The 14,957-nt window shown below is 44.1% G+C and carries 23 protein-coding genes; 10 read left to right on the forward strand and 13 right to left on the reverse strand.

Annotated features, from left to right (window positions below; genetic code table 11):
* The first annotated feature begins 201 nt into the window (after positions 1-201).
* Both H538_RS0122265 and H538_RS0122270 read left to right on the forward strand, forming a co-directional pair.
* Positions 202-1,233 carry a processed acidic surface protein gene (locus H538_RS0122265; protein ID WP_026679461.1) on the forward strand — a complete coding sequence of 344 codons (1,032 nt, stop codon included), beginning with the start codon at positions 202-204 and terminating at the stop codon, positions 1,231-1,233.
* Positions 1,234-1,235: 2 nt separating this feature from the next.
* Positions 1,236-1,904 carry a class D sortase gene (locus tag H538_RS0122270; protein WP_026679462.1) on the forward strand — a complete coding sequence of 223 codons (669 nt, stop codon included), beginning with the start codon at positions 1,236-1,238 and terminating at the stop codon, positions 1,902-1,904.
* Positions 1,905-2,267: 363 nt separating this feature from the next.
* Here H538_RS0122270 and H538_RS25290 read toward each other — a convergent pair whose 3' ends face one another.
* From H538_RS25290 to H538_RS25895, 3 genes are all read right to left on the reverse strand, one after another.
* A complete protein-coding gene (locus tag H538_RS25290; protein ID WP_026679463.1) occupies positions 2,268-2,759 on the reverse strand; it encodes a peptidoglycan-binding domain-containing protein in 492 nt (163 codons plus the stop codon).
* Between the two features lie 149 nt (positions 2,760-2,908).
* Positions 2,909-3,064 carry a hypothetical protein gene (locus H538_RS26640; RefSeq protein ID WP_211235592.1) on the reverse strand — a complete coding sequence of 52 codons (156 nt, stop codon included), beginning with the start codon at positions 3,062-3,064 and terminating at the stop codon, positions 2,909-2,911.
* A 29-nt stretch (positions 3,065-3,093) separates the two neighbouring features.
* On the reverse strand, positions 3,094-3,195 hold the full coding sequence (locus H538_RS25895) for a YjcZ family sporulation protein (protein ID WP_081412782.1): 102 nt from the start codon (positions 3,193-3,195) through the stop codon (positions 3,094-3,096).
* A gap of 238 nt (positions 3,196-3,433) precedes the next feature.
* On the opposite strand from H538_RS25895, the gene H538_RS24885 reads away from it, so the two are divergent.
* The gene (locus H538_RS24885; protein ID WP_051291641.1) at positions 3,434-4,270 is read left to right on the forward strand and encodes a C39 family peptidase; all 837 of its coding nucleotides are present in this window, start codon (positions 3,434-3,436) and stop codon (positions 4,268-4,270) included.
* 143 nt (positions 4,271-4,413) lie between these two features.
* Here the strand turns inward: H538_RS24885 and pqqE are convergent, their stop codons facing one another.
* The 9 genes from pqqE to H538_RS0122335 all read right to left on the reverse strand — a co-directional run bounded on the left by pqqE (position 4,414) and on the right by H538_RS0122335 (position 10,503).
* Entirely contained in the window at positions 4,414-5,541 is a 1,128-nt protein-coding gene (pqqE, locus tag H538_RS0122295) for a pyrroloquinoline quinone biosynthesis protein PqqE (RefSeq protein WP_035352019.1), read from the reverse strand.
* Positions 5,516-5,857, reverse strand: a complete 342-nt coding sequence (pqqD, locus tag H538_RS0122300) for a pyrroloquinoline quinone biosynthesis peptide chaperone PqqD (protein WP_035352021.1) — start codon at positions 5,855-5,857, stop codon at positions 5,516-5,518. Before pqqD ends, pqqE begins: the two co-directional genes overlap by 26 nt.
* A 241-nt stretch (positions 5,858-6,098) precedes the next feature.
* Positions 6,099-6,839, reverse strand: a complete 741-nt coding sequence (gene pqqC / locus H538_RS0122305) for a pyrroloquinoline-quinone synthase PqqC (RefSeq protein WP_245595306.1) — start codon at positions 6,837-6,839, stop codon at positions 6,099-6,101.
* A gap of 2 nt (positions 6,840-6,841) precedes the next feature.
* The gene (gene pqqB / locus H538_RS0122310; RefSeq protein ID WP_026679467.1) at positions 6,842-7,774 is read right to left on the reverse strand and encodes a pyrroloquinoline quinone biosynthesis protein PqqB; all 933 of its coding nucleotides are present in this window, start codon (positions 7,772-7,774) and stop codon (positions 6,842-6,844) included.
* Entirely contained in the window at positions 7,756-7,992 is a 237-nt protein-coding gene (locus H538_RS24890; RefSeq protein ID WP_051291645.1) for a hypothetical protein, read from the reverse strand. Before H538_RS24890 ends, pqqB begins: the two co-directional genes overlap by 19 nt.
* Before the next feature lie 49 nt (positions 7,993-8,041).
* A complete protein-coding gene (gene pqqA / locus H538_RS27215; RefSeq protein ID WP_154658063.1) occupies positions 8,042-8,134 on the reverse strand; it encodes a pyrroloquinoline quinone precursor peptide PqqA in 93 nt (30 codons plus the stop codon).
* A gap of 369 nt (positions 8,135-8,503) precedes the next feature.
* Positions 8,504-9,139, reverse strand: a complete 636-nt coding sequence (locus H538_RS0122325) for an NUDIX hydrolase (protein ID WP_026679468.1) — start codon at positions 9,137-9,139, stop codon at positions 8,504-8,506.
* Positions 9,121-9,696: a histidine phosphatase family protein gene (locus H538_RS0122330; protein WP_026679469.1), complete on the reverse strand. Its 576-nt coding sequence runs from the start codon at positions 9,694-9,696 to the stop codon at positions 9,121-9,123. Before H538_RS0122330 ends, H538_RS0122325 begins: the two co-directional genes overlap by 19 nt.
* Before the next feature lie 21 nt (positions 9,697-9,717).
* A complete protein-coding gene (locus H538_RS0122335; protein WP_245595307.1) occupies positions 9,718-10,503 on the reverse strand; it encodes a carbon-nitrogen family hydrolase in 786 nt (261 codons plus the stop codon).
* A gap of 210 nt (positions 10,504-10,713) precedes the next feature.
* Between H538_RS0122335 and H538_RS0122340 the strand changes: the two genes are divergently transcribed.
* The 6 genes from H538_RS0122340 (at position 10,714) to H538_RS26335 (ending at position 13,170) form a co-directional block, all read left to right on the forward strand.
* Positions 10,714-11,370 carry an ABC transporter ATP-binding protein gene (locus tag H538_RS0122340; protein WP_026679471.1) on the forward strand — a complete coding sequence of 219 codons (657 nt, stop codon included), beginning with the start codon at positions 10,714-10,716 and terminating at the stop codon, positions 11,368-11,370.
* The gene (locus tag H538_RS0122345) at positions 11,367-12,143 is read left to right on the forward strand and encodes an ABC transporter permease (RefSeq protein ID WP_026679472.1); all 777 of its coding nucleotides are present in this window, start codon (positions 11,367-11,369) and stop codon (positions 12,141-12,143) included. The genes H538_RS0122340 and H538_RS0122345 overlap by 4 nt, the downstream gene beginning before the upstream one ends.
* Positions 12,144-12,176: 33 nt before the next feature.
* Positions 12,177-12,521 (forward strand): DUF6176 family protein, encoded by a 345-nt coding sequence (locus tag H538_RS0122350; RefSeq protein WP_026679473.1) that lies wholly within the window; start codon positions 12,177-12,179, stop codon positions 12,519-12,521.
* Positions 12,522-12,588: 67 nt separating this feature from the next.
* Positions 12,589-12,738, forward strand: coding sequence for an NUDIX hydrolase (locus H538_RS26890; protein ID WP_245595308.1), 150 nt, complete (start codon positions 12,589-12,591; stop codon positions 12,736-12,738).
* On the forward strand, positions 12,735-12,869 hold the full coding sequence (locus H538_RS26895; RefSeq protein WP_245595313.1) for an NUDIX hydrolase: 135 nt from the start codon (positions 12,735-12,737) through the stop codon (positions 12,867-12,869). The genes H538_RS26890 and H538_RS26895 overlap by 4 nt, the downstream gene beginning before the upstream one ends.
* Before the next feature lie 127 nt (positions 12,870-12,996).
* Positions 12,997-13,170 carry a hypothetical protein gene (locus tag H538_RS26335; RefSeq protein ID WP_154658064.1) on the forward strand — a complete coding sequence of 58 codons (174 nt, stop codon included), beginning with the start codon at positions 12,997-12,999 and terminating at the stop codon, positions 13,168-13,170.
* Positions 13,171-13,197: 27 nt separating this feature from the next.
* Here H538_RS26335 and H538_RS0122365 read toward each other — a convergent pair whose 3' ends face one another.
* The gene (locus H538_RS0122365) at positions 13,198-14,160 is read right to left on the reverse strand and encodes an NAD(P)/FAD-dependent oxidoreductase (protein WP_245595309.1); all 963 of its coding nucleotides are present in this window, start codon (positions 14,158-14,160) and stop codon (positions 13,198-13,200) included.
* Between the two features lie 178 nt (positions 14,161-14,338).
* Here H538_RS0122365 and H538_RS0122370 point away from each other — a divergent pair, with 178 nt between their 5' ends.
* Positions 14,339-14,791, forward strand: a complete 453-nt coding sequence (locus H538_RS0122370) for an OsmC family protein (protein WP_026679476.1) — start codon at positions 14,339-14,341, stop codon at positions 14,789-14,791.
* The last annotated feature ends 166 nt before the right edge of the window (positions 14,792-14,957 follow it).

The raw sequence follows: 14,957 nt of genomic DNA on the forward strand, positions 1-14,957 counted from the left end.
TGACCGTTTTTCCTCATTTCCAAGATCTAACGAGGTGTTCTTAAAATAACGAATGTTCGAGTACTGAAATTCAAACTATTTTTCTAGAAGGGGCACTAGATTGCCTTTAAGCATACTCCACCAAAAAAACAGTTGCTATTAGATTCCTTTATTCCATATAATTTACTAGAAAAATAATTTTATGAAACGAGGGGAATAGGGTTGAAAAAGCTGGGGGCCATTTTATTTGTGCTGCTATTAGTTGTCGGAATTTTCCCGAAAGTATCTTTTGCGGCCGTAGACGAAAAAGAATTGGATCAATATTTATCTGAAATTAGTACAGAACGAGGATTTACCGTTACAAAAGAAATGCTAGAGGAGCACCTTTCCTACTATGACGAAAAATTAAAAGATTTTAATAGCGTTCAGAAGCTTCGCGATTCACTCGGCGAAGTCATTAAAAGCGACTTAAGCAATCTCGATGGAATCTATAAGACTTACAACTTAGATGAGAAAAGTCTTGGAAAATTATTGGCGGAAAATGATGAAGAATTGAATGATTATATTTTTATCCATGAACTTGAAGATGCGGTTGCCTTTTATAGTGAAGGCGGCGGCGATGTTGAGCTTACCACAGACGATTTGAAAGAACTTTTTTCGCTGTTTGATTTATCTGAAAAAGAAATGCAGAACTTAACGGCCCATTTTCAATCGATTGAAGACGAGCTTTCACAGCCAGAAACGCAAGAGCGCTTAAACAACCTGGCGGATCGGATGATGAACTTCGCCGACTTTGAAACGGCGGATGATCTTACTGCAGGGCAAATTGAGGAATTATTCTCGATCTACAATGAATTCCTTCACATCTTCCATCTAAAAGCGAAAGCCAGTATCGTAAGGGGCGGGACAGAAACACCTCTATCTTTTAAAGAGCTTATCCAATTAGAAGAGTTAAAAAATGCGAATTTAAAAATCTCCCTTTATAATCTTGATGGCCAATTTTTAGCTGACATTATCATTACAGGTGATGAGATCGATTCCAGAAAGATCGTTGATACAGGAAAAAAGATTAAAGTAACGAATGAAAAAGTCGTGCAAGAAGTGAAGCATAAACAACATCAATCGGCACCGAGAACGGTAAAAGGAGCTAAGCTTCCAACCACCGCTTCCGAATATTTAACGAACGCACTTATTGGACTTTTTGCGTTTGCTGCAGGACTTGTTTTATTTCGTAAAATGAAGAAAGCGTCGTAACGATGGAGAAACGAGCGAGTAAAAGAAGCCGGAGTACCTGGCGGTGGATTTTTCTTACTTTCTGTATCGGTCTTATTACGTTTGGCGTATGGTTTTCGACAACGAACGTATACAAGTTTGCCAAAGGCTATTTCGCCTACAAAGTGCATTCAAAAGATTACAAACCGCCAGCACCAAAGGCAGAGGCTAAAACTCCGGTGCACAAGCGGGTTGAAAAAGAAAAAGCGCTATATCCCGTCCGTCCGAAAAAAGGCGATAACATCGGCGAGCTCTATATCCCGAAACTTCATGCTACGCTTCCGATATTTCACGGCACGAACGAAGATGAACTCGAAAAAGGGGTCGGACACTTTGCAGGCAGCGTACTTCCGGGAGAAAGAGACAATTCCGTTCTGGCCGGGCACCGGGATACTGTTTTCCGCAAGCTCGGCGAGGTCGGCAAAGGCGATTTGCTTATCGTAACGACATCTGCCGGCAAGTTTCAATACAAGGTGAAAAAAGTGCGGATCGTGGATAAGGACGACCGAACTGTCATCGTTCCAAAGCCGCGCCCGACACTGACGGTCAGCACCTGCTACCCGTTCTACTATGTCGGTCACGCGCCAAAACGATATGTGCTAATTGCGAATCTCGTGTCGAAAAAACTTGCAGATGATACTAAAAAGAGGTAACAGGTTTGAACGCCTGCTGCCTTTTTTTATTGAATCCAGGGCACAACACAATTCATCCGGGCGGGATTTCTATCATTTTCGATACGTTATCAATCAATTTGAGCACGTTATCTATCAATTGAGCGGCGCTATCAGTCAATCTTACGTTTATCAGTCAATTCAGGTAGGATATCTTTCATTTTCGGTGAGGTATCAATCATTTCGAGCACGTTATCTATCAATTGTGCGGGACTATCAGTCAATCCTGCGTGTATTCATTCATTCGGGCTAGAAGTCTGTCATTTTCAGAATCGATCAATCAGGATCAGATTTATGGAGGCAATAAACCCTGGATTTGGTACCAAATCCAGGGTTTATTATCATCTAGCGGGCAAATAACCGATACGTGTCGCTCATTGTATCACCGTTGCCATATATTTTTGCAGTGGACGGAGAACTGTCCGACGTATTGTCATATTTCCATTCTAATCTCAGTCCCATATACGAACCTGCTCCATAAGTCGATGTGCTTTTCTTTTTGATAAATTTTGAAAAACTTTTCCACGTTTTCGGGCCGACGATTCCATCCGGAGCCAAGCCGTTTCCTTTTTGATACGTTTTTACTGCCTTGGCCGTTTTCGGTCCAAAGATGCCATCAACGTCCACAATTCCCGTTTCCGTATAAAAGGACATCACATTCAAAATGTACTGCAAGTTCCTTACTTCCGTCCCTGACTTTCCTTGCTTGAGGATAGAATTTTTATTCCAGTATTCTGGATGATGGAAACCAGCTGCCGATGCCATAGAAGGAGTCGCAATAAAAAAAGACAAAAACAAAACGAGGAGGCTTGTTACCCATTTTTTATTCGCTTTCATTACAAATTCTCCTTTCTAAAGTCAATACTAAAAACATGGCAAGTGTTCTGAAGAGGAAAATTATTCTATTCAGTTTCCTTCACCTTAAACCATTTCAGCCAGCCAATCAAGAAGTTTGGCCTCATCCAGCTTATAATAAGGCTTGAGCCCTATTTCTGGCTCAGGTCCCGCCGAATCCCTGGCAAAAATTCAAACGATAGCACTAGTTGATAAATTTTTAATGTTTTTTCAACCACTCTGCTTGCTTCAACCGTGATCCACCTGCACAAAACGAGAAAATGCAAAAAAGCCGTGACGTCGGTCATTCACGGCTTCTGAAAAATATTAAGACCAATCAGCAAGGCCCCCGGCCGAAGCCTAAGCAAAAGCAGCCGATGATCACTAAAAGAATGAATAAAATAATGATAAGCACAAATCCGTTCCCGCCAAAACTCATATGTTCCCTCTCCTTTTCCCTTTAAAAAATGCTCACTATAGGTTATGTGTCTATAGGCATTCATGTATGGGCACATTGAAAAATGGGCGTTCGTCCTACTTCCTGAAAACATTGGAAGGGCATTTTTCTTTATTGCAAATAGAAGGATCGTTTATGCTTGTATTAGGGTATAGTTGTAGTAAACAGGCGAAGAGGTGAGAATGCATACTTAAGGAGAATTGGATCGTATGCAATTCCTATGAAAAAATTAGCGGGTTTGTTAGTCCTTTCATTTCTAATTGGAGCCGGTGTCGCTTTTTATAAAGATAACACCGCCGAATCGAAGCAAGATACAAAAAAAGTTTTATCAAGCGAGTCAAAAGAGGCTGTCCCAGCATCAAGCAAAGCGAAAGAAGAGCCTCCTTCTTTATCAAAAACAGAAAGAGTGAAAGCACCTTCTTCATCCCAAAAACGAAAAAAAGCTTCTTCCACTAAACAGAAAACGTCGTATCGCTTGAGCGTTCCAAAAATTAAACAGTTGCCCGAATTGGCGCGCGGATGTGAAGTGACATCGCTAGCGATGTTGCTGAATGATGCAGGAGTAAAGGTAGGCAAGATGGAACTGGCAAAAAAGATAAAAAAAGACCATACGCCTTATGAAAAGAAAGATGGGGTAACGTACTACGGGAACCCGAATGACGGATTCCTCGGCAATATTTATGACTTGAACGAAATGGGATACGGCGTTTACCATCGTCCGGTCGCTGATCTGGCAAGACAGTATATGCCGGGCAGAATTAAAGACTTGACTGGCCAATCGTTTGATTCCATCCTTTCTTCTTTAAAAAAGGGGCGGCCCGTCTGGACGATCATCAATGCCCAATACAGAAAACTGCCGGAATCCGCTTTTCGCACGTGGCACACGCCTTCAGGCAAAGTGAAAATCACGTGGTATGAACATGCCGTTGTGCTAACGGGGTTCGATGACAAATATGTCTATTTCAACGATCCACTCGATAAGGATTCAAAAGCGCCGCGGAACGATTTTAAGGAAGCGTGGGAACAAATGGGCAGACAGGCGATTACGTATAAGTAGCAAATTGCTCGAATTCTGGTTTGAGAGATATAAAATGAGATTTCGTCCAAATTCCAATTTTTTCGCCAAATCAAGCAGTTATTTGTCCAATCATCGTCAACTTAAAAAAAAATGCCAAAGAGACCTTTGCGGACCCTTTGGCATTATTTTTTGTCAAGAAGATATTTCCGATAGATCATTGGCGATGACTTAGCGATCGGCTTACGATTGGCATCCTGCACGACTTTTTCAATAAGTTGATGTTGAGGTGACCGTTGGCAGACGGGATCGGTCGCATGGGCATCCCCGGTTAAAGCAAAAGCCTGGCAACGGCACCCGCCTCTGTCTTCATGCCTGAAATCACAAGATCGACAAGGTTCGGGCATCCAGTTTTCACCACGAAAACGGTTAAAGGACTCCGATTCGTACCAAATATGCCGTAAAGACGACTCGCGAACATTTTCAAACGATAAACTTTCTATGATTCCAGCGGTCGGACAAGGAAGGACCACTCCATCCGGGGCAACTGTTAAACCGATCGCCCCCCATCCCCCCATACATGGCTTCGGTGTCGATGCGTAATAATCAGGAATGACCCAAATTATTTCCATTTTTTTCTTAAGGCGCGCTTTAGCGGCTTCATAAATTTTACTGGCGCGTTCGATTTGCTTCCGATCTGGCAACAGCCGCTTCCGGTTAAGCAAAGCCCAGTTATAGTATTGTGTGTTAGCGAGCTCGAGCCGCTCGGCGCCCATTTCCTCAGCGAGCTGAATCACCTCATCTAAATGATCCATATTCATCCGATGCAACACAACATTTAATGATAAATGCAACTCCGCTTTTTTTACCGCCTTGACAGCTTCTTTTTTCTTCTCAAAGGCTTTATAGCCGCCGATTCTATCTGAAAGTTTTGCTTCTCCTGCCTGGAAACTCACTTGCACATTGGCTAAACCGGCCTCCTTAAGCTGAATAGCTTTTTCAGCCGTTAACCCAATGCCGCTTGTAATCAGATTTGTATACATCTCTAAGCGATCCGCATGCCGGATTAGACAATCAAGGCCGTCCTTTAAGAGCGGCTCGCCACCGGAAAAATGAACTTCTACAACCCCAAGATCAGCAGCCTCGGATAAGACACGGCACCAGTCTTCGTTTGAAAGTTCCCCTCGCTCTGATACCATATTTATCGGATTCGAACAATATGGACAGTGCAAAGGACAGCGATGGGTCAATTCCGCAAGCAGCGAGTATGGAGGCTCCACGACATTTTTACTCGTTGTTATTGGCTGTGCCATCTGTATGGATCACCACCCATCCTTGATCCTCCATCTCTTGAAGAAACTCGGAAATGTCGGCCTGCATCTCTTGTAAATCAGGCAAGGCTACTGAGCCCGCTCGTTCTGTACTTTCCTGCAAAGAAGCCTTTACATTTTCGGTGATGGTGTCCACCGTTCGATTTCCGTCACATAACGCAAGGACCGATGCGGCGGTTTCGTTCAAGACAACAACCTTTTCCGGCAACAAAAGGAGATGCTTCTCCCTCACCTTATCAAATTTTAGCCGCGCTTTTGCAGCGAGTTTTGGAAAACAATTTTTTAAAATTCGCTCCACCACCTATCCTTTTTCGTGCCACGACAATAACTATCGCTGTTCGGACAAAAAAAACACGGATTTGGACAATAACGTCTTCAGTTCTGACAATAAGCAAACTGGTTTGGACAATTCCTCCTCAGTTCTGACAATAAGTAAACTAGTTTGGACAATTACTTCTTCAGCTCCAACAATAAACTTCAATTTAGGGTAGGAAAGGGCTACCTAAAACGGGTCTGCTCATCAATCTAGCGAGAAAAAGTCACGTTTTCGAAGGAAAAGCCTTTTCGATGGCATCAAGTTGTGCCCACAACACGTCGCATTTAAAACGCAACGCGGCGACAGCCCGCCGTTGTTTTGCCGGCGTCTGGCAATAGGCGATCACAAGCTTAAGGGCGGTGTCCGAATCACGCGGCGCCTGGGTCAAGCGATTTTGAAAATAGTCAAAGCCGCTCTTATCAATCCATGGATAAAGACGCTCAAGCACCTTCATTCGTTTGGAAATAAGATCGGGCGAAAACAATTCTGTTAACGAGGAGGCAACTGCTTCGATCCACGGCTTTGTCCGTGCGAAGTTGACATAAGCGTCTACGGCAAAACGAACGCCGGGCACGACCCTGACCTCCTGCTCTACTTCTTCCCGGGACAATCCTACCGCTTCCCCGAGTTTCAGCCATGCTTCGATTCCGCCATCTCCCCCATGCATGCCGTCATGGTCAATGATCCGCCCAATCCACTGGCGCCTTAGCTCCCTTGACGGCAAGTTCGACAAAATGGCGGCATCTTTAATAGGTACCGATTTTTGATAGTAATATCGGTTGGCCACCCAGCCGCGAATTTGCTCACGGCTAAGTTTTCCCTCGTGCATCGCCACATGAAAAGGATGTTTATCATGATAAAACGAACGCCCGACACTTTTTAACCGCTCCGTGAATTCATCCGGCGTCCAGAGATTTTCTTCATTTTGATACAGTACGCTTACTCCCCTTTCTTGTTCGCTCAAGGTCATACCTCCACTTCCATACCATCATAGGCAATTTCAAAACCAAGCTGTTCTAATGTCTTTCTCTCTATAGAGTCCTTATGCAAAACCGGGTTGCTGTTGTTAATGTGTATCAAAATTTTCCGCTCAGCCGGGAATGTGGCTAACGTTTCCGCAATGCCTCCTCGGCCGCTAATTGGCAAATGCCCCATTCTCTGTGCGTTACGTTCGGTTGCACCCATCTTGACCAATTCATCGTCTGACCAAAAGGTTCCGTCGACCATTACAATATGAGCTTTCCTCAAACACGCCTCTACTTTTGGGGTCATCCTTTCTAATGTAGGAAAATAAGCAAGACGCCTGCCCGAACGTTCATTATGAAAAACGAGCCCGACCTCCCAAATCTCTTCCGGGCAATGCTCCTCTATGCTTGAATTGACATAAAGCGGCGGTTTTCGTGAAACGGGAACCACCTCAAGCGAAATCGACCCTTCCGCATTTTCACCTGAATCCCCTATCCGCTCGCAAAATCCGGGGTAAAGAGAGTGCCATTCCCATCTACAATAGTTATGTAACATTGGGAACACTGGAAAAGCGCTGTGCAAAGTCTTTCGGACACTCTCGGTACCATAGATGCTTAATCGAGAACCTTCCCGCAGTGACAATAACCCGATCGTATGATCGAGCTCAGCATCGGTTAAAATCACGCCGGCTAATGGCGTCTCTCGTACTCCGGGTCCCGGAAAGAGGGCGGGAAAAGATTCAATTTGCCTGTGAACATCTGGTCCCGCATTGACGAGATACCAGTCCTTTTCATTGGCACTTACCGCAAGAGACGATTGCAATTGCGGGCGAAGCCGATCGTCCCCCGCACGAGCACCCTGGCAGTTGGGGCAAGCACAGTTCCACTGCGGAAAGCCTCCTCCGGCCGCCGTACCTAAGACTCTAATTCGAATTTCGCTTCAGTCCTTTCATTTGAAATTTTGCTCGCTTCCTTCGTTTTCCCAATTAACTTCGCAACTTGCCATCCAATCACCATATTGACAAGACCCATGAGAATAAATAAAAGATAGTCTCCGATCGGATCAGGAAGCAGGAGATCAACGAGCAACCACCAGCCAGCTGTTGAGCATCCGATCATCGCGCCGATGACTGATTTCATGTAACGATTCATTTGTATAACCTCCGCTCATTTGATGAACGCCATACACAAAGGGCCCTTCTTACTCCTTGCCAACGTAGTTATACATCGTCACTTCAGAAGATGTATTGATCACTTCGTACTCAGGTTTTACCCACATGTGATTCACCTCCATTCATGACAAAAATGTGATGATCTTCTCTAGCGTTTTTATTAATCTCTTTCACGTTCATCTTATGACGGTGGATAACCTGAAATAACCAGAATTTCGACTTGAAGTTGTCCAAAGCACGTGCAGTTTGGCAATATGTAACAAAAAGGGACAAGAATATGTTAGCCATTTAGGAAAAACGCTAATGTGCCTTTCAAATAAAAAACCTGAGTCCGTTTCATTAACGAACTCAGGTTGCGCTAAGATGCAATTTCTTTTTCAGCTAACGCTTTCATTTCTGCGCACGTTTCTTTCTTTTTTCCCCTTACGATCCATTCGGAATCGATATCGTTCATTCCGGGTCGTTTATCCATCACCTTTCTAACTTAGCGATTATCTCCTCATCCCCTTTAAAATTTCTTTCATTTTTTGAATGACGGTTCGATAATATTGAATCGGGTGAGGGACAAATTGATCCCTTCCCGCATTCTTATTAAGTAAGGCTTTCGTTCCATCCCGCTTTATTTCAAATCCTTTTATCCTGATTGTGCCTCTTTCGCCTGACCAGAGTTCAGCAAACTGATGAAACTCGGCTTTCACCATTCCTTTTACTTCTTCCTCTTGAAGGGTGAAGTCATCCAGGGATTTTCCCGTTTGATATAAAAAAACGTTGGCTATTTCCTTATCGATGAAATCATCCGCAATGACGCAGTAATCCATGACCCCGAGCGGTATTAATTCATTCGCGGACACATCGATTCCGACTTCTTCTTTAATCTCTCTTACACCATCTCTGGGGGATTCATGGGCCCATAGATGTCCAGCGGCAGTGATGTCTAAAAGATTTGGATAATCCTTTTTGAAATCGCTTCGGAGTTGCAAATAGATGTAGTCTGTATCCTTTTCTTTGCCAATAAACCAGCAGTGAAAAGATTCATGCCAAATCCCGAGTCGATGGACCTCGTCCCGGGTAGCGACACCTATTGGATTTCTGCCTTCATCAAAGATTTTCAATTGTTCTTTTTCCATGCGGTCTTCTCCCTTACTTCACGCCATAAACGTTCGATTTTTACTTCATTGTTTGAAAAACGAAGCAAAAACACGTCAGGATTGCTAAGGTTCCGCCAGCCATTAAACCCAAAGTGGCTGTCATAATGCCTTAAAAGCAAAGACATTAAATTTCCGTGGGTTACGAGAAGTGTGTTTTCCACCTCGCTTTGCAAAACTTCATCCACCACGCAGACGATTCTGTTCATCGCTTCCTGGCTCGACTCGCCCCCTTCAAACTTCAGCTTTAGATCATTGAATGTTGCTTTGAGCTTTTCAAGCCAGTCAGGCAAATCTTTTGTACTGAGGATTCGTTCCGATAAACGTCGGTCAATTTCAATGTTCAGCTTTTTCATTCCGCTGATCGGCTCCACCGATTGAATGGCTCTTAAAAAAGGGCTTGATATGATTCGTTCAACCTGGATAGTGGAGAAAAAATCGGCTAAAAGTTCTGCCTGTTGAACCCCTTTTTCTGTTAGTTGCGATGTTGAAGGCTGCCCCTCTGCTTCACAATGTCTGACAACATAAATTTTTTTCATAGTACGCGCCATTTTAAACATCTACAAAACCCTGTGTTTTAACTGCGGGAATTCTTCGCGGATGGATTCGATTTGCCCAAGGTCGATTTCCGTTTTGACGATCGTTTCAAATTCGCCTGCGGAAGCGACGGCAACTCCCCATGGATCGACGACCTGGCTGTGCCCCCCTAATAGGACGTTTTTCGTTTTCCCAACACAGTTGCTTGAAACGAGGAAGCACTGGTTCTCAAGGGCACGCGCTTGATTGAATAGGTTCCAGTGGGCAAGCCGTTGGTGCGGCCAGGCGGATGTGACGAGGAACATCTTCGCTCCCTTATCCACTTGTGCCCTGTACAATTCAGGAAAACGTAAATCATAACAAGTCGATAACCCGATCTTCCCAAATTCCGTCTCCAGTACTGTCGGTTCGTCCCCTCTTGTTAAAAGCTCTCCTTCTGCAGAACCGTAGCGAAACAGGTGGATTTTCCGGCTCGTTCCAACAAGCTCCCCTTTCCGGTCAAAAAGAACGCTCGTATTGTAATAATTGTCGCCTTCTTTTTCTACAAAACTACCAGCGTGCACGTATGCTCCGAGTTTTTTTGCTTTTTCCGAAAAATAGCGGGTGAAATCTCCGTCAAGTGGTTCCGCTTCTTTTTTATAATGGTCAAAGGAAAAATAGCCAGTTGCCCATATTTCAGGGAGTAGAATTAAATCATAGTCTCCAAGTCCATCGAGCATCCGGCTTACCCGTTCGATTCGCTCTTCTTTCGTTTCTTCATCCTTTATTTCTACTTGTACAGATGCAATTTTCACTACTTTTTTGGCCATCCCGGCTCCCCCTCTCTATTTTGAAAAATCAGATAGATAATGTCTTCAACATACAACATTCCCGCTTCAAAGTCGACCAAAATCTCTTTCATGTAGTAGTATGGTAACTGTAGAAACGTGCGTCTTTGCTTATAAAAAGCACTTAGACGAATAAGCGGCCAATTTAGACCAATAAACGGCCCACACTAAAAAATTGAAAGGACAGGCATCATGTTTCTCTTAAAAGAGGTCGCCTATAAAGATATTTTGCATATTCCTTCCCTTGAGATCCGCAAAGAGAAAGTCACGTGCATCGTCGGAGAAAGTGGCGGCGGAAAGTCGACGCTGCTCCGGCTGCTGAACGATTTAAGCTCCCCTGATTCGGGCGAAATTTTTTATAAAAATAAACCTATTCAAGCGTATGACCCTGTAAAATTCAGGCGCGAAGTCGTGATGCTCGGACAAACGCCGTCCATTTTTGAAGGAACGGTGAAAGATAATCTCGAAATCGGCCTTCGCTTTTCAGAAAAGCCTTTGCCGTCTGAGGAAACGCTTACTCATGCTTTGCAAATGGTACACCTTCCGAAAAATCCGGGTGATGATGCAGGCTCTTTATCGGGCGGTGAAAAGCAGCGCCTTGGGCTCGCCCGCATCTGGCTGATGGATCCAGCCGTTTACTTGCTTGATGAACCGACCTCGGCGCTCGATCAGGAAACCGAACGACGCGTCATGGATAGTTTCATAGATTTTGCAAAAGAGAAAAAGAAAACGGTCATTATGATTACCCATTCGCAGGCGCTTGCTGATAGGGTGGCGGATGAGATCATTGAAATCAGCAAACAGCACGGCGCCCGCCTTTATTCGATAGGAAAGGAAGGCATGCAATGAAAGGTGTCATTGAACTGCAACTATGGCAGCTTGCCGCCGCTTATATTTTTATCCTTTTATTGATCGGAATCGTTCGATGGAAAGGCATTCCCCGTGAAAAGCTAATTACAATTGCGACAGTTCGGATGACGGTGCAGCTCGTCCTTGTCGCCTATGTGTTGACGTACATATTTGATAATAGCAATCCGTTCTATACGATCGGCATTGTCGCCCTAATGGAAGCTTTCGCCATTATGAATGTGTATAAACGGGTCAACCATCCGTTGTCCGGCGAGTTAAAAAAAGTGATCGCATTCTCGATGATTGTTGGAACGTTCGGGCCGATCTTGTTTTTCATCTTTGTTGTCATCGGCCACACCCCGTGGTTTGAGCCGCAATACGTTGTCCCTATTTCGGGGATGATTATCGGCAATGCGATGACCGGCGCAGCACTCGGGGCCGATTCGCTAATGAATGGGATGAAAGCGGAACGGGCGCTCGTTGAAGGGGCGTTAATGCTAGGTGCCACACCGAAGCAAGCGGCGAACAAAATCGTTAAACAAACGTTTGATCAATCGATTTTGCCGACGGTCAACTCAATGGTCGGCATGGGGATCGTGACACTGCCCGGCATGATGACAGGCCAAATTTTATCCGGTACCTCTCCCCTTGTTGCAATCCAATACCAGATTGCGATCATGCTCGGAATTTGCGGTAGCGCATCACTGACAGTCATCATATTTGTCGAGTTTGGCTATCGGACATTTTTCAATAAGCGCGCGCAGTTGAAGTGAATAATTATCATGGGAGGACTGTGGAAAATGCCATTGAAAGTAGAACTTTCTAAATTTAAAGTAAAACAAGGAAAGTCTAAAGTTGTTGATGAATGGATGAAATTTTTACATGATCATTTGGAAAATGTTCTATTAACGCTTAAAGATGAAAAAATGTACATAGAAACCATCTTTCGTGAAAAAAATGGAGAAAATGAGTACCTTTATTGGTATTCGGTTCAAGGGGAAGGCGGTATAAATGTTGAAAATTCTCAACATGAAGTGGATAAAGTCCACTTAAAGTATTGGTATGAATGCATTGACGAAGATGTACCTCATGTTGATATGACTAAAGAAGTCGTAATGATACAAGAACCTATTCGTAAATTGATGACATGATCAAAATAACGGGTATGAAACCCCCCTAAATGTGGTAAAAGCGATAAAGGACAGAGGAGATTTAACTATGGATATCATCACATTCGGTGATAAAGAAGATGGCAAAGAATACATATTGAGACCTGCTGTTTATTGTTTAATGTTTAATAGTGGCAAAGATGAACTAGCCATTATTCAAACGGGGGATGGCAAGCTTTTCTTCCAGGTGGTGGGATAGAAAACAACGAGACACACGAAGAATGTTTAAAAAGAGAAGTTCTTGAGGAAATGGGAATGAATATTGAAATTGGCCTTTTTGTAGGGTGTGCGCGAAGATATTTTTATTCTACGACAAGAATTAATTCATGAATCTATTGAAGTAGCTAAACAAATAAAAGAGGAATACACACAAATACAAGTCATTGCCGGAATCCTTGTAGCCACAGATAAGTTTATTAATGAAGAGTATGCAAAAAAAGTAAAGGAGTGGTTAAAAATGACGAAGGTAGCCAGACTGTATGAGAAAGAAAAAGAAGAGGCCGTTGCAAAAGCTGAAAAAGAAAAAGCAATTGAAATCGCCCGTTCGTTATTAGAGATTCTCGCTCCTGAAGTGGTTGCTGAAAAAACCGGGTTAACGATTGATGAAGTTAAACAACTAAAGAAGAACTAAACGGCAGCTATTTTATAAGCTGCCGTTTCATTTATCAGTCCGGTCCATCTCAAGCAGTTTTTTTTGAATCCAGATGGCGGCCTGGGAACCTTCTCCCATGGCGACGGTTACGAGTTCGGAGTGGGCAACGACATCACCGGCTGCCCAGACGTTTGCAACATTTGTCATTTTTGTACGCGGGTCAACTAAAATATGTTTGTTTTCGAGCCGCTCGACTCCGAGTTGCTGTGCCAGGTCGGAATTTACCTTGTTCCCTCCAAAAGCAACAAATCCCCGGTCGGCATCAAGCCTTTTCCCGCCTGCCAACTCTACTCCGCGAAACTCCCATTCATTTTCGGTTAAAATGCGCTTGATTGGCGCGTTTACGTAAGCAATGTTTTTGTCGGCTAACCTTTTAGCGAGATCGGCCCCCGGATCGCTTTGCTCATGATTAATATACGTAATGTCGTCCGTCCAGTACGTTAACGTCAGCGCCATAGTTGCTCCCGTTTTTCCCGCTCCCATAACGATCGTCTTTTTATTCGAGATTTCGTAGCCATCACAATCGGGGCACACATATACCGTGAGCCCAAGGCATGGAAGGAGACCTGGCAAGTCCGGCAGCCGATCCATCACTCCGGTTGCCAGCAAGATGCATTTGCCGGAAAACTGATTTCCCGTTTCATCCGTTACCGTAAATCCCCGGTCGTTTTTCTCCGCCTCCATTACTTTTCCATAATGAAAATTGACATTATACGGTGCTACATGCTGTTTTGCTAACTCCCGAAGTTTATGGCCGGCCACCCCATCCGGCCATCCTAAAATGTTATGATAGCTCCTGCAAATCGTGGAACGCCCCCAGCTTGCATCAATAACCAAAACCGAACGTTTATAGCGTCCGAGCTGAATGGCGGCCTGCAGTCCCGCAATGCCACCGCCAATAATTAAACAATCGTAATTCACGTATAGGTCGCCTGCCTTTAAGTAACAATTGGACATGATTTCTTCCATCGTATGCGCTCTTCTTCATTAACGTTAGTATCACTCAAACCTATTTTTTTAGACGACTCAATTTTTCTACTGCTTTTGAAAGCATTTTTTCATGCTTAAAACATTCATCGAATCCGCCTTTTTATCTACTGCTATTTTTTATGTTATGCTTAAGAAAAATAAGAGGGAGGTTTTTCATGTGGCAGAGCATCATTTTTACTTAAAAGCGGACTGGCCTGGCTTGCGAAACGACGTTGGTGAGATTGAAACGGCCAATTTAAAAACAAAAGTCTCGATCCCGCCGGAAATGGACGGGCCGGGCGTCGGGACAAATCCGGATGAGATGCTGCTCGGGGCGGCGGCAACGTGCTATATTATTACACTTGCGGCGATGATGGAGCGGAGTGGTCTAGCGAAAGTAAGCTTGACGATGGAGTCGGAAGGAATCGTCGATGTGACAAAAGGCATCATCACGTATAAAAAAATCATTCATCGCCCGCGGATCGTCTTAAATAAGGACGCTACAGAAAAAGATCGGAGCCTCGCACAAAGGCTCGCTGAAAAAGCGGAAGCCTCATGCATGATTTCCCGCGCCGTTAAAGGCAATGTCGAAATCGCGCTGGAAGCTACCGTCACGGTTGCTGAAGATTAATTAATATCCTATTCCAATTCATTGATACACGTAAAATGGGGTACCCATTCTGCTCAATCAATTGATATCCTGCTCGAATTGATCGATATTTCTTCTCATTTGACTGATATTCCTCGCGATTTGAATGATAAGCATAAAATTGGGTCCCCGCTCTCCCCAATTGATT

The sequence above is a fragment of the Fictibacillus gelatini DSM 15865 genome (assembly GCF_000430745.1).
In the GTDB taxonomy this organism is placed as follows: domain Bacteria; phylum Bacillota; class Bacilli; order Bacillales; family Fictibacillaceae; genus Fictibacillus_A; species Fictibacillus_A gelatini.